Annotated in this window: 13 protein-coding genes and 1 pseudogene; 7 read left to right on the forward strand and 7 right to left on the reverse strand. The window is 71.3% G+C overall.

The genetic code is table 11. The features are described 5' to 3' along the window. The first annotated feature begins 6 nt into the window (after positions 1-6). Both FB465_RS06655 and FB465_RS06660 read left to right on the forward strand, forming a co-directional pair. The gene (locus FB465_RS06655) at positions 7-1,320 is read left to right on the forward strand and encodes a glycosyltransferase family 87 protein (protein ID WP_145788450.1); all 1,314 of its coding nucleotides are present in this window, start codon (positions 7-9) and stop codon (positions 1,318-1,320) included. Between the two features lie 45 nt (positions 1,321-1,365). Then, positions 1,366-1,752 (forward strand): PPOX class F420-dependent oxidoreductase, encoded by a 387-nt coding sequence (locus tag FB465_RS06660; RefSeq protein WP_145788452.1) that lies wholly within the window; start codon positions 1,366-1,368, stop codon positions 1,750-1,752. A 55-nt stretch (positions 1,753-1,807) separates the two neighbouring features. On the opposite strand, the gene FB465_RS06665 is transcribed toward FB465_RS06660, so the two are convergent. Beyond that, on the reverse strand, positions 1,808-2,260 hold the full coding sequence (locus tag FB465_RS06665; RefSeq protein WP_145788455.1) for a MarR family winged helix-turn-helix transcriptional regulator: 453 nt from the start codon (positions 2,258-2,260) through the stop codon (positions 1,808-1,810). Positions 2,261-2,351: 91 nt separating this feature from the next. On the opposite strand from FB465_RS06665, the gene FB465_RS06670 reads away from it, so the two are divergent. Beyond that, entirely contained in the window at positions 2,352-2,726 is a 375-nt protein-coding gene (locus FB465_RS06670; RefSeq protein WP_145788457.1) for a cupin domain-containing protein, read from the forward strand. A 7-nt stretch (positions 2,727-2,733) separates the two neighbouring features. Here FB465_RS06670 and FB465_RS06675 read toward each other — a convergent pair whose 3' ends face one another. Beyond that, positions 2,734-3,531: an SGNH/GDSL hydrolase family protein gene (locus tag FB465_RS06675; RefSeq protein ID WP_145788459.1), complete on the reverse strand. Its 798-nt coding sequence runs from the start codon at positions 3,529-3,531 to the stop codon at positions 2,734-2,736. Between the two features lie 481 nt (positions 3,532-4,012). Between FB465_RS06675 and serS the strand changes: the two genes are divergently transcribed. Then, positions 4,013-5,314 (forward strand): serine--tRNA ligase, encoded by a 1,302-nt coding sequence (gene serS / locus FB465_RS06680; protein ID WP_145788461.1) that lies wholly within the window; start codon positions 4,013-4,015, stop codon positions 5,312-5,314. A 94-nt stretch (positions 5,315-5,408) separates the two neighbouring features. After that, positions 5,409-6,212 (forward strand): nucleotidyltransferase domain-containing protein, encoded by an 804-nt coding sequence (locus FB465_RS06685; protein ID WP_145788463.1) that lies wholly within the window; start codon positions 5,409-5,411, stop codon positions 6,210-6,212. Here the strand turns inward: FB465_RS06685 and FB465_RS06690 are convergent. Together FB465_RS06690 and FB465_RS06695 are read right to left on the reverse strand one after the other, a co-directional pair. Further along, entirely contained in the window at positions 6,163-6,639 is a 477-nt protein-coding gene (locus FB465_RS06690; RefSeq protein ID WP_145788465.1) for a DUF3291 domain-containing protein, read from the reverse strand. The two genes, FB465_RS06685 and FB465_RS06690, sit on opposite strands and share 50 nt — an antisense overlap. Before the next feature lie 62 nt (positions 6,640-6,701). Then, positions 6,702-7,055 (reverse strand): annotated as a pseudogene (locus FB465_RS06695) (winged helix-turn-helix transcriptional regulator); the annotation flags it as partial. Positions 7,056-7,153: 98 nt separating this feature from the next. Here FB465_RS06695 and FB465_RS06700 point away from each other — a divergent pair. Then, positions 7,154-8,365 (forward strand): pyridoxal phosphate-dependent aminotransferase, encoded by a 1,212-nt coding sequence (locus FB465_RS06700; protein WP_145788469.1) that lies wholly within the window; start codon positions 7,154-7,156, stop codon positions 8,363-8,365. 13 nt (positions 8,366-8,378) lie between these two features. On the opposite strand, the gene FB465_RS06705 is transcribed toward FB465_RS06700, so the two are convergent. Together FB465_RS06705 and FB465_RS06710 are read right to left on the reverse strand one after the other, a co-directional pair. Continuing rightward, the gene (locus FB465_RS06705; protein WP_145788471.1) at positions 8,379-9,260 is read right to left on the reverse strand and encodes a GNAT family N-acetyltransferase; all 882 of its coding nucleotides are present in this window, start codon (positions 9,258-9,260) and stop codon (positions 8,379-8,381) included. Positions 9,261-9,341: 81 nt separating this feature from the next. Beyond that, positions 9,342-9,674: a YnfA family protein gene (locus FB465_RS06710; protein ID WP_145788473.1), complete on the reverse strand. Its 333-nt coding sequence runs from the start codon at positions 9,672-9,674 to the stop codon at positions 9,342-9,344. An 81-nt stretch (positions 9,675-9,755) separates the two neighbouring features. Between FB465_RS06710 and FB465_RS06715 the strand changes: the two genes are divergently transcribed. Continuing rightward, positions 9,756-10,241 (forward strand): peroxiredoxin, encoded by a 486-nt coding sequence (locus FB465_RS06715; RefSeq protein WP_145788475.1) that lies wholly within the window; start codon positions 9,756-9,758, stop codon positions 10,239-10,241. 53 nt (positions 10,242-10,294) lie between these two features. On the opposite strand, the gene FB465_RS06720 is transcribed toward FB465_RS06715, so the two are convergent. After that, positions 10,295-11,968 (reverse strand): purple acid phosphatase family protein, encoded by a 1,674-nt coding sequence (locus FB465_RS06720; RefSeq protein ID WP_145788477.1) that lies wholly within the window; start codon positions 11,966-11,968, stop codon positions 10,295-10,297. Positions 11,969-12,033 lie beyond the last annotated feature (65 nt).

Consider the following 12,033-nt stretch of genomic DNA (forward strand, 5'->3'; position numbering starts at 1 on the left):
GAGGCGATGGTGGCTCAGGCCCCGACCCCGGTCACCCAGTGGGGCATCCCGCAGGCCGGTCCGTTCCGCTGGACCAGGCCCACCACCTGGCCCCGCGAGGCGCTCGCCCTGACGGGCTACTGGGTCGCCAGCCGGCTGGTCATGGTCGGCATGCTCCGCTCCGGCAAGGCCGAGCAGGCCATCGAGGTCCACCGGACGTACTTCAACTGGTACGAGATCCTCCGCGACGGCACCTTCCCGGTCGGGGACGTCACCTGGCAGTACCCGCCCGGTGCCGCGCTGGCCATGCTGGCGCCCGGCCTGCTGCCCTTCCTGACCTACCTGCAGGCCTTCGCCGTCCTGATGCTGATCACCGACGCCGTCACCCAGGCCGCACTGGTCCGGGTCTCGCTGCGGCGCAACGGCGGCGTGCACCGCGGCCGGTCCACCGCCGGGGCCTGGATGTGGGCGCTGGCACTCCCGCTGATGCTCGGCCTCCCGTACGGGCGCTACGACCTGCCGGTCACCGCGCTGGCGATGGCCTCGCTGCTGCTCCTGCCGAGCCGCCCGAGGGCGGGCGGGGCGCTCGCCGGGATCGGCGCGATGGTCAAGGTCTGGCCGGCGCTGGTGGTGCTCGGTGCCCCGCGCGGGCGCGGCAGCCGCCAGGCCTGGACGGCGATGTGCGCCTCGGCGGCCGCGCTGCTGCTGGTCCTGGCCACCCTCTTCCGGGGGGCCTTCGACTTCCTGACCGCCCAGCAGGGCCGCGGTGTGGAGATCGAGTCGCTCGGCGGCAGCGTGCTGCAGGTCGCCCGCCAGCTCGGCTGGCCGGGGGACGTCAACCAGCACTACGGCTCGCTGGAGTTCCTCGGGCCGCACGTCCACATGATCGCCAGCGCCTCGCTGCTGCTCACCGCCACCGCGTTCGGCTGGCTGATGCTGTGGCGGTTCCGCGCGCGGCGGTGGAGCGCGGCCACGCCGTACGACGCGGCGCTGACGGCCGTCCTGTTGTTCACCGTGACCAGCCGGGTGATCAGCCCGCAGTACCTGATCTGGCTGATCGGGCTCTCAGCCGTCTGCCTGACGGTCCGCGGCTCCTGCCAGCGGCCGGTCGCCCTGCTGCTGCTGCTCGCGGTCGGCGTCACCACCATCGACTACCCGCTGTTCTTCGACTCGCTGATCCAGGGCGGCTGGAAGGCCACGGCGGTGATCGTGGTGCGGAACGGGCTGCTGCTGACGGCCTCCTTCTGGTCCGCGGCCCGCCTCTGGCGCGTCACGGTCTCCCCGGTCCCCGCGCTGCAGCAGGCTCCGCAGGTCCAGCGGGGCCCGATCCGCGTCGCCTGATCCACGACAACACCCGCCGGGGGCGTGGTCGTTAGACTCCCCGCCATGGATGAGACGCTGCTCGAGCAGCTCGGCGCCGGGAAGTACCTGCTCCTCACCACCTACAAGAAGGACGGGACGGGCGTGCCAACCCCGGTCTGGGTGGTCCGGGACGACCGCTCTCTGGGGGTCTGGACGGTGGCCGACTCCTGGAAGGTCAAGCGGATCCGCAACCGGGCGGACGTCCTGGTCGGGCCCTGCGACGTCCGGGGGAAGGCCACCGGCGAACAGGTCACGGCCACCGCCGAGATCTGCGACGCCGCGACGACCGCCGAGTACCGCAAGCTGCTTCAGCGCAAGTACGGCCTGATCGGGCGGCTGTCCCTGCTCGGCAGCCGCCTGCGGCGCGGTACGGCGGGCACGATCGCGATCCGGATCACCCTGGCGAACTGAGCCCGTACCTGAAGGAGCCGGCGTACCTGGCGTACCTGGCGTACCTGGCGGACTGTCACCAGACGGGCCGCAGCTGCCCCGTGGGGGCGAGCCTGGCCAGATCGTCGCGCAGCTCCCGCAGCCGCCGCTCGCCGAGCGCGGCCGCCCACGGGCGGACGGCGTCGGCCGCGGCCGCGTCGGCGGCCCGGGTGCAGGCCCAACCGCGATCGGTCAGCACGATCAGCCTGGCGCGGGCGTCGGCGGGGTGCGGCTGCCGCTCCACATAGCCCTTGCGGACCAGCTCCTCGACCAGCTGGCTCGCCGCCTGCTTGGTCACCCCCAGATGCTCTGCCAGCTCCCCGACGCTCGCCCCGTGCGGGGCCAGCCGCGCGAAGGCGAAGCCGTGCGCCGGACGGACGTCGCCGAAGCCGCGCTCGCGCACGCCCGCGTCGATGGTGCGGACCAGGTCGGCCGCCAGGCCGAGGATCAGCGGCGGGATGCTCGGGGCGACGAAGTCGGGGTCGGTCATGCCGGAAGTCTGCCAAACCCTTTCCCCCTTGACGAGATGGACAAGTTGCTTGACCATATAGTCAATCTACTTGTCCATCTGGAGGTATGCCATGCCCGTCGTCCGGTCCGGCGAAGCCACCGTCCACGAGATCCACGGCGCACGGTTCGTCTCGTACGCCACCCCCGCCACCGGCAGCAGCGAGCTCTGTGCGTGGCGGGTCGAGATCCCCGCCGGTACGCAGGGCGTGGAGCACACCATCAGCCGCGAGGAGATCGTGCATCTGCTGGCGGGCACGCCGGTGGTCACCATCGACGGCCGGCCGAGCCGGCTCGCGCCCGGTGACACCGTGATCGCCCCTGCGGGTGCCGCGCTGAAGATCGACAACCCGGGCGAGGAGACCGCCGAGGCCTGGGTGACCACCAGCACCGGCCTGCAGGCCGTGCTCGCGGACGGATCGGTGATCACCCCGCCCTGGGCGAGCTGACCGGCGGTCAGCCCTCGTACGGGAGCAGCTCGGCGCGCTTGGGCGGGCGGCCGTCGCCGGACGACCTGCCCGTCAGGCGGCGGCCGATCCAGGGGCCGAGGTGGATCCGCAGCCACCGCAGGTCCGCGCGCAGGCGCTCGGTGCGGCCGCGTGGGGCGGCCGGGGGCAGCGGTGCCCGCCAGTCGAAGGATGCGGGGCGGCCCAAGGCCTCCAGGACCGCTTCGGCCACCCGGCGGTGGCCCTCCGGCGAGAGGTGCAGCCGGTCCTCGTCCCAGAGCCGGCGGTCGTCGAAGCACGGCGCGGAGAAGAGGTCCACCACGGCCACGTTGGGGTGGTCCTTGGCGAGCCCCTCGACGAAGGCCTTCATCTCCAGGATGGCGGGGAGCAGCCGGGCGCTGCCCGCCAGCCGCCGGGTGGGGTCGGTACTGGTGAACATCACCACGGTGCCACCGCCCGCCAGCAGGCTGCCGGCCGCCCGGCCCAGCAGGTCCCTGACCTGGGCGATGTCGCAGCCGGGCCGCAGCACGTCGTTCAGCCCGCCGGCCAGCGTGACCAGGTCGGCACCCATGGCGGCGGCCCGGTCCACCTGCTCGCCGTGGATCTGGCCGATGAGTTTGCCCCGCACGGCGAGGTTGGCGTACCGGAACTCCTCCCCCGGTGACTCGGCCGCCAGAGCGGCGGCGACGCGGTCGGCCCAGCCCCGGTACTGGCCGTCGGGAAGCAGCTCGTCGCACATGCCCTCGGTGAAGGAGTCCCCGACGGCGACGTAGCTGCGGTACGTGGTGGAAGCGGCAGTGTTGTCCATGGCGGGACGATCGTACGTGCAGGACGTACTGGCCGGTAATGCCACCCCCGGGCTTCGGTTGCCCGCTCGGAGTCCGGTCGGAGTCCGGTCGGTCCGGTCGGTCCGGTCGGCCGCCGCCGGCCGGTAATGCGAACACCCCGGCCGCCCGCCACGCCGTGCGCCGTAATTTCGTTGCCGACCTCACCGAGCCGTCCTAACCTCGGGGCAACGCGATGACGGAGACGAGTAACCGCGGGATCGTGCGAGCCGAGAGAGCTGCCGGCAGCTGGAAAGGCAGTCTCGCACCCCGGGGTGAATCCCCTCCCGAGTGCGGGGAGGAACGGCCCTGCGGCCCAATGCCCCGCCGGCCGGCTCCCGTGACCGAGCCAAGCTGAGGCCGCCGTGTGTTGGCGGCGAAGGCGCGGTGGCACCGCGAGTCCCCTGCTCGCCCGCGCTCCCTGGGGATCACATCGCGGATCGACCGAGCGGAGCACCCGTCGCCATGTTGAACGTCACCCTCATCCGAGAGCACACCGAGCTCGTCGAGCGCGCCCTGGCCAAGCGAGGGCTCCAGGTGGATCTCGCGCAATTCCTGCGGCTCGACGAAGAGTTCCGCCGCACCCGGACCGCGGTGGAGAACCTGCGGGCCGAGCGGAAGCAGCGCTCCGCCGAGGTCGCCCGGCTTCTGCGCACCGGCCAGGACGTGACCGCTCTGCGCGTGCGGTCGACGGCCGTCGGCGTGGACCTGGACGAGTTGGAGACCCAGCTCGCCGAACTGGGCACCGCCCGGCGGAACTTCCTGGACCAGCTGCCCAACCTTCCCGACGACGACGTGGTGGCCGGCGGTAAGGAGAACAACGAGGTCCTTCGCTCGGTCGGCGCACCACCGCAGTTCGCGTTCCCGGCCGGTGACCACGTCGAACTCGCCCAGCGCCTGGGGCTCATCGACTACGAGCGCGGGGTGAAGCTGGGCGGCAGCGGCCACTGGATCTACCGCGGCAACGGCGCGCTGCTCGAATGGGCGCTGCTCAACTTCTTCGTCCAGACCCATCTGCGCGACGGCTACGAGTTCGTCCTGCCCCCGCACCTGCTGACCTACGAAGCCGGCTACACGGCCGGCCAGTTCCCCAAGTTCGCCGACGAGGTCTTCGCCATCGAGCCCGCAGCGCCGGGGAAGCCCGGAGAGCCGGCCGAGGCCGGACCACGACGGTTCCTGCTGCCCACCTCGGAGACCGCCCTGGTCAACCTCCACCGCGACGAGACCCTGAGCGAGGAGGAGCTGCCGAGGAAGTACTTCGCGTACTCGCCGTGCTACCGCAAGGAGATCGGCGGGTACCGCGCAACCGAGCGCGGAACGCTGCGAGGTCACCAGTTCGACAAGGTCGAGCTGTTCCAGTTCGTACGCCCCGACGCCTCGGACGCCGCGCACGAGGAGCTCCTCGCCAAGGCCGAGCAGCTGGTGTCGGCCCTGGGCCTGCACTACCGGATCACGCGGCTGGCAGCCGAGGACACCAGCGCCGCGATGGCCAAGACCTTCGACGTGGAGGTCTGGCTGCCCAGCATCAACGCCTACGTCGAGGTCAGCTCGGTTTCGAACGCGCGCGACTACCAGGCACGACGCGGGAACATCCGCTACCGCCCCACCGGGGGCCGGCCAGCCTTCGTCCACACGCTCAACGCCTCGGGGCTGGCGACCAGCCGTCTGTTGCCGGCGATCCTCGAGCAACACCAGCAGCCGGACGGGACGGTGGTGGTACCCGAGGTCCTGCGCCCTTGGCTCGGGACGGAGGTGCTGGCGCCCTGAACGGCGACGCCCAGGCTGCCTCCGTTCCTCCGCACTCTCGGCACTCGTGGGGGATCATCCTGCCCCAACGGCCATTGTGCGAGAGACTCTCCCCATGACGGATGAGGCGACCAGCCGGCTGCTCGACCGGTTCATCAGCGACCTCCGGCCGGTCCTGCCGCTGGTGGCGGTGTGGGCGCACGGTTCGCTCGCCGGAGGCGACTACCAGCCGGGCCGCAGCGACCTCGACCTGATCGCCGTCCTCGACCGGCCGTGCACGGCGGCGGAGGAACAGCGGCTCGAGCAGGTGCACGAGAGCCTGGGAAGCACCGTCCCCCTCGCGTCGAAGCTGCACTGCAGCTACCCCGTTGCCGGGGAGGTGCAGGACCCGGCCCAATCGCACCTCACCTGGGCCCATGAGGAGCTCACGAGCCGTCCGGTCACCCCGGTCACCAGGCGTGAGCTGCACGAGTTCGGACTCGTTCTGTACGGCGAGGCACCAATTGCCCTTCTGCCACGGGTGACCGACCGGCAGCTCGCCGAGTTCGTCGTCAAGGACCTGGAGGGCTTCTGGCGGCCGTCGCTGGACCACCCGGAATGGTGGGACCGCGACGTCTGGGTCGACCTCGGCCTGCTGACCCTGGCCAGAGCGACGGTGACCATGCAGGACGGCAGGCTGATCACCAAGGCCGAAGCGCTGGACGTACTCACCCAACTGGGCGCCCCCGCAGAGGTCGTGGACGACATCAGGCAGCGCCGTTACGGCGCCCCCGGCCCGGCCTCGCCTCAGTGGATCGCCCGCCGCGCGGAGCTGGCCCTCACCTTTCTCAGGCTCGCGATCGAGCAGGTCGTGACAGACGGAACAGACGTCAGCTCCCCGACCGCGCGTCCGGCGCCGGGAAGGTCTCGCGGAGCGTGAAGGCCTCCGCCGTCGGGCCCTTGGACCGCAGGGTGACGAGGCGCTGCTCGGCCTCCGCCCCCGTGGGCCGGTGGCCGGCCGGGACCCACCACAGGGCGGTCATCGCCTCGGCCGGCTTCTCGAACCACTCGCGGCGGCGGCGCAGCACCGCACGGTGCTCCTCGCTGTAGACGTAGGCCTCCAGCGCCGCCGGGTCACGCCAGACGGACATGTTGACGAGCATCCAGTCGTCCCCGAAGATCCGCAGCGCGGTGGCGTTCCCGCTCTCGCCCTCGACGAGCCGCCAGACGAAGCCGTCCGCCCGGTCCGCAAGGGCGTTGACCGGGTCCAGGGCGGCGACGAAGCCGGCCAGCTGCGGACTGTCGATCGGGGCGAGCAGTCGGGCTATGTTGACCTGGGCGAGCTGGTGTCCGGCGGAAGTCGTCATGCCTCAGACGATAGTCGGACGATCCTCGTTCAAAGCTGCCTTTCCAGCGCCCCTCGGTCGGTGAACCAGTGCTCGCGCACGGCATCGGTGGGGCGGGGTTCGCCGAGCGCGTCCAGACCCCAGGTACCGAGGGCGTCGACCACCTGACGGAGCGTCAGCCCGCGCTCGGTCAGCTGGTACACCGTGGCGTTCGCGGGCCGCTCGAGCTTGCGGCGGACGACCAGGCCCTCGCCCTCCAGCTGCTTGAGCCGGGTCGCGAGGATGTCGGTGCTGACGCCGGGCAGGTCGGCGTGCAGGTCGGTGTAGCGGCGCGGGCCGCCCAGGAGTTCGCGGACGATCAGGAGACTCCAGCGCTCACCCACCGCGTCCAGGGCGCGGGCGACGGCGCAGTACTGGTCGTAGCTTCGGCGTGACATGTGGATCAGCATAGCCAAAAGGTTGGACTTTCCAAGTGGTTACTTGGTAGAACAAAGCAACCAGACGATGGTGCGGTGTGACGGTCGGGAGGCCGCAGATGGAGTTTCGGCAGTCCAGCAAGCTGACGGGCGTGTGCTACGAGATCCGCGGCCCGGTGGTCGACCAGGCGAACGCACTGGAGGAGGCCGGGCACAGCGTGCTCCGGCTGAACACCGGCAACCCGGCCCCGTTCGGCTTCGAGGCGCCGGAGGAGATCCTCCAGGACATCATCCGCAACCTCCCCAACGCGCACGGCTACAGCGACTCGCGCGGCATCCTGCCCGCCCGCCGGGCGGTGGTGCAGTACTACCAGCAGCGCGGCGTCGCCGGGGTCACGGTCAATGACGTCTACCTGGGCAACGGGGCCTCCGAGCTGATCCAGATGGCCGTCCAGGCGCTGGTCGACGACGGCGACGAAGTACTCGTCCCCGCACCGGACTTCCCGCTCTGGACGGCGGTCGTCCGGCTGGCCGGCGGCAAGGCGGTGCACTACCTGTGCGACGAGGAGGCGGAGTGGTACCCCGACCTCGACGACATCGCCTCGAAGATCACCGACCGCACCAAGGCCATCGTCGTCATCAACCCCAACAACCCGACCGGCGCGGTCTACCCGAAGGAGCTCCTGGAGGGCATCCTCGAACTCGCCCGCCGGCACGGCCTGATGGTGCTCGCCGACGAGATCTACGACAAGATCCTCTACGACGGCGTCGAGCACCACTGCCTCGCCGCCCTCTCCGACGACGTGGTGACGCTGACCTTCAACGGCCTCTCCAAGGCCTACCGGGTGGCCGGCTTCCGCAGCGGCTGGCTGGTGGTCTCCGGCCCCAAGCAGCACGCCAAGGACTACCTGGAGGGGCTCACCATGCTCGCGGGCATGCGCCTGTGCCCCAACGTCCCGGCCCAGTACGCCGTTCAGGCGGCCCTCGGCGGCCACCAGAGCATCCACGACCTCACCCTGCCGAACGGCCGCCTCACCGAGCAGCGCGACGTCACCTGGCGCGCGCTCAACGAGCTGCCGGGCGTCAGCTGCGTCAAGCCCAAGGGCGCCCTCTACGCCTTCGCAAAGCTGGACCCGGCCGTCCACCGGATCGTCGACGACGAGCAGTTCGTCCTGGACCTGCTGCTCCGCGAGAAGATCCACATCGTCCAGGGCACCGGCTTCAACTGGCCCCGCCCCGACCACTTCCGGTTCGTCACCCTCCCCCGGGCCGACGACCTGGAGACGGCCATCAGCCGCATCGGCCGCTTCCTGACGACCTACCGGCAGTGACCGCGGCTCAGCATCAGAGGTCGACCTGGTACTCGACCGTCCGGTGGGTGGGCCGGTAGCCGAGGGCGTCGTTGATGCCGCGCATGTAGGTGTTGCTGTCGGCGGTGTCGGCCAGCAGGCCGCCGAGTTCGGGGTGGCGCTCGCGGGCCTGGCGGATCGACTCGGCCTTCATCCAGCGGGCGAGGCCGTGGCCGCGGTGTTCGGGGAGCACGCCGGTGCCGTAGTGCTGGGCGTCGCCCTTGCCGTCGCCCGGCACGACCAGCTCGGTGAACCCGGCGATCGAGCCGTCCGACTCGTCGACCGCGACCACGGTGTGCAGGAGGTCGCCGCGCTTGGCCACGGCCTCCGCCGCCGCCCGGACCCGCTCGACGTCCCAGATCACCGTGCCGTAGTCGGTGTCGTCCATCGGCATGTCGTCCATGGCCCGGCGGGACGCGGTGAAGGTCTGGGCGAGCTCCTCGGGGACGGTGCCGTCCCACCAGGCCAGCCGGTAGCCGGCGTGCGGCTGCGCGACGATCTCGGAGAGCGCGCCGAGGTCTGCCTCCGCCAGTGCCAGCCGGGCGTAGGTGAGGCCGAGCACCCGGCGGAATCCCCTGGCCCGGAGGAAGCCCTCCCCCGGCGATCCTGCCTCCGCCTGGGCGATGACGCAGCGTCGGCGCTCCTCCCCGGCGGCGGCCACCGCCGCCTCCAGCAAGCGGGAACCGGTGCCGCTGCGGCGCTCGGCGGGGTGGACGTGGAGTTCGAGCTCGGCGAGGTGGTCCTGCCCGGCCCGGGTGAAGACCCGGAGGAACGCGGACCCCACCGGGATGCCCGTGTCGTCGGACGCCAGCCAGGCCAGGCGGTGGCCGGACGGGCCGCGGTCGGGATCGGACAGCGGGGTGAGACGGATCGGCAAGACGACTCCGGAGCGAGAGGGCACCGACGGAACGGCACGGCGTGGGGACCGTAGTCGCCCCGCCGTACCGGCGGCAACCGGTTATCGCCGGGGGGCGTACATGATGACGCCGACGCCGGCCAGGCAGATCAGCGCGCCGATGACGTCGTAGCGGTCCGGCCGGTAACCGTCCAGGGCCATGCCCCAGGCGAGCGAGCCGGCCACGAACACACCGCCGTACGCGGCGAGGATGCGCCCGAAGTGCGAGTCCGCCTGGAGCGTCGCCACGAAGCCGTACGCGCCGAGAGCGACCACCCCCGCGCCGATCCAGGCCCAGCCCCGGCTCTCCCTCGTCCCCTGCCAGACCAGCCAGGCACCGCCGATCTCGAGGACGGCGGCGAGCAGGAAGAGCAGGACGGAACGCAGGACGGTCATGGCCCCAGAGCTTAGAACGCGGCGGGCCCGGGCCAGGCGACCGGGCAGTAACATCGGGGCACCTCCGCGAAAGGAAGCCCGATGCCCAAGCCCCCCGAGGTCGGCACCCAGGCCCCCGACTTCACCCTGCCCGGTCTGCTGCTCACCGACGACTCCGCCGACCGGCGCGAGTACCGGCTCGCCGACGTCAAGGGAGACGGCCCGCTGGTGCTTGTCTTCTACCCCGGCGACGACACCGCCGTGTGCACCAAGCAGCTCTGCTCGTACACCTCGGACCTCGACCGGTTCAAGGACCTGGGCGCGACGGTCTGGGGCATCAGCCCGCAGGACCTCGACAGCCACGAGCGCTTCGCCCGTAAGCACCGCCTGGCCTTCCCCCTGCTCGCCGACACGGACCGCTCGGTCGCCAAGGCGTACGGGATCGCGGTGCCGGGCCTCGGGCTCCGCAGGTCGGTGTTCATCCTGGACGGCGACGGCACGGTCCGCTGGAAGCACGTGGCGCTCGCGGGCCTGACCTTCCAGCACAGCGACACCCTGGCCGAACAGCTGGCCGCGCTCAAGAGCTGACGGCAACGGGCCCGTACCGCCGGCGCGGTACGGGCCCGGGCTTCTTTCGCGGGTCAGCGGCGGCCCCAGCCCCAGTCCCAGCCGTCGTTGTCGTCCTCGTCGCCGTCCCAGCACTCGCCGGCCTTGCGCAGGATCGTGTAGTGGTCGATCTGCGTGCCGTCCTCGGCCAGCGCGGTGACCTTCATCGAGGACTTGCGGCCCGGGTACGCCGGGGTCACGTCCACCTTGATGAAGGAGTAGCCGGTGTAGCGGACCCGGGACCACTCGACGGTCTCGGTGACCTTCACCTGGCCCTTGCCGAAGTGGTACGTGTCGATGGACTCGACCCGGTGCTCGTGGCCCTCGTAGGTGTCGGGGGCGTCGAAGCTGTACAGGCTGCGGCCGGCCGCGCCCGCCGTCACGTACACGATGCCGTCCTTGGCCGGCTCGATGGTCTCGCCGCTCGGCACGGCCTTGGAGACCTTGTTGCCGAGGATCGCGTCGGTGCGCTCGTAGACGTGGTTGTGACCGTTGATCACCAGGTCGACGCGGTACTTCTCGAACAGCGGCACCCAGGCCTCGCGGACGCCGCCCTCGGAGGCGTGGGCCTTGGTGGTCGAGAAGGCGCAGTGGTGGAAGAACACCACGATGAAGTCGACGGTGTCGTCCTCGCGCAGCTCGCGGAGCTTCCGGTCCAGCCAGGTGGTCTGCTTGCCCGCCGTGATGCCCAGGTTGGCGGGGATCTCGTACGAGACGTCGTTGGCGTCCAGGGAGATGACGCCGACGTTGCCGTACTTGAAGGAGTAGACGCCGGGGGCGGTGCGCGGGTCCGGGCCGTTGTCCGGGAGGAAGAAGCGGGCGGAGTCGCCGCCGTACCCGTTGTGCGAGTACCAGGCCTCCATGTCGTGGTTGCCGTAGGAGACCATCCACGGGATCTTCGAGGAGACCGTCTCGGTCTGCGCCAGGAAGGCGTCCCAGGTGGTGGCGTTGTACGCGGCCTTGTCGGCGTCCTGGCCCTGGCCCCACGGATCGGCGTAGCAGATGTCGCCGGCGTGCAGGTGGAAGGACGGCTTCTGGGCCAGGATCACGTGGTCGTTGCCGGCCGCGTGCGCGCTGACGCCCTGGTCACCGAAGGCGGTGAAGGTGAACGGCTCGTACGGGCGGCCCCAGCGCCAGTCGCGCGCGGGCGCGGTGCGGAAGGTGCTGAGGGTGGAGATCGCCTGCTGCGAGGCCGGGTCGAAGCCCTCGTGGCCGACACCGTAGTAGTACGTGGTGTCGGGGTGCAGGTCGTCCAGCGAGACGTGCAGGTAGTACTGGTCGACCGGGGTGCCGGTCGGCGTGAGTGCGGGGGTGTGCAGGGCGCGCACCTCCGCCTCGATCTTGTGGCTGAGGGCCCACGGGTGCTTGCCGAAGCGCAGGAAGGGCTTCTTGACCGGGGCCGGCACCTGCCAGGAGATCCGGAACTGGGTGTCCGGCTCGGCGCCGAACGCCAGGTGACGGCCGATCGGGGCGACCAGCGAGCCGTCGATGCCGTCGGTGGCCGACTTGGTGGCCGGAGCCGGGGTGGCCGGAGCGGCCGAGGCGGTGCCCGTCCCGAGCACGCCGCCGACGGCCAGCGCGCCCACGGTGATCGCGCCGGAGCGCAGCGCCTTGCGGCGGGAGAACTTGCTGCGCAGGTACTCGTGCTGCTCGGCCATGCTCATACGGTCGGCGAGCTTCTCGGGCACGCCCATGCGTGGGATATCCATGCCGGGGAGATTCGCAGCGGCGGATGGCGCGCACACGGACGTTCGGTGAACAGCCGTCGTCGTGT

This window comes from Kitasatospora atroaurantiaca, from assembly GCF_007828955.1.
Lineage (GTDB): Bacteria > Actinomycetota > Actinomycetes > Streptomycetales > Streptomycetaceae > Kitasatospora > Kitasatospora atroaurantiaca.

What these genes read in the sequence shown, in the direction of transcription:
- FB465_RS06655 (WP_145788450.1), top strand. Translation starts at nt 7, where the DNA reads ATGGTGGCTCAGGCCCCGACCCCGGTCACCCAGTGGGGCATCCCGCAG.
- FB465_RS06660 (WP_145788452.1), top strand. Translation starts at nt 1,366, where the DNA reads ATGGATGAGACGCTGCTCGAGCAGCTCGGCGCCGGGAAGTACCTGCTC.
- FB465_RS06665 (WP_145788455.1), bottom strand. Translation starts at nt 2,260, where the DNA reads ATGACCGACCCCGACTTCGTCGCCCCGAGCATCCCGCCGCTGATCCTC.
- FB465_RS06670 (WP_145788457.1), top strand. Translation starts at nt 2,352, where the DNA reads ATGCCCGTCGTCCGGTCCGGCGAAGCCACCGTCCACGAGATCCACGGC.
- FB465_RS06675 (WP_145788459.1), bottom strand. Translation starts at nt 3,531, where the DNA reads ATGGACAACACTGCCGCTTCCACCACGTACCGCAGCTACGTCGCCGTC.
- serS (WP_145788461.1), top strand. Translation starts at nt 4,013, where the DNA reads ATGTTGAACGTCACCCTCATCCGAGAGCACACCGAGCTCGTCGAGCGC.
- FB465_RS06685 (WP_145788463.1), top strand. Translation starts at nt 5,409, where the DNA reads ATGACGGATGAGGCGACCAGCCGGCTGCTCGACCGGTTCATCAGCGAC.
- FB465_RS06690 (WP_145788465.1), bottom strand. Translation starts at nt 6,639, where the DNA reads ATGACGACTTCCGCCGGACACCAGCTCGCCCAGGTCAACATAGCCCGA.
- FB465_RS06700 (WP_145788469.1), top strand. Translation starts at nt 7,154, where the DNA reads ATGGAGTTTCGGCAGTCCAGCAAGCTGACGGGCGTGTGCTACGAGATC.
- FB465_RS06710 (WP_145788473.1), bottom strand. Translation starts at nt 9,674, where the DNA reads ATGACCGTCCTGCGTTCCGTCCTGCTCTTCCTGCTCGCCGCCGTCCTC.
- FB465_RS06715 (WP_145788475.1), top strand. Translation starts at nt 9,756, where the DNA reads ATGCCCAAGCCCCCCGAGGTCGGCACCCAGGCCCCCGACTTCACCCTG.
- FB465_RS06720 (WP_145788477.1), bottom strand. Translation starts at nt 11,968, where the DNA reads ATGGATATCCCACGCATGGGCGTGCCCGAGAAGCTCGCCGACCGTATG.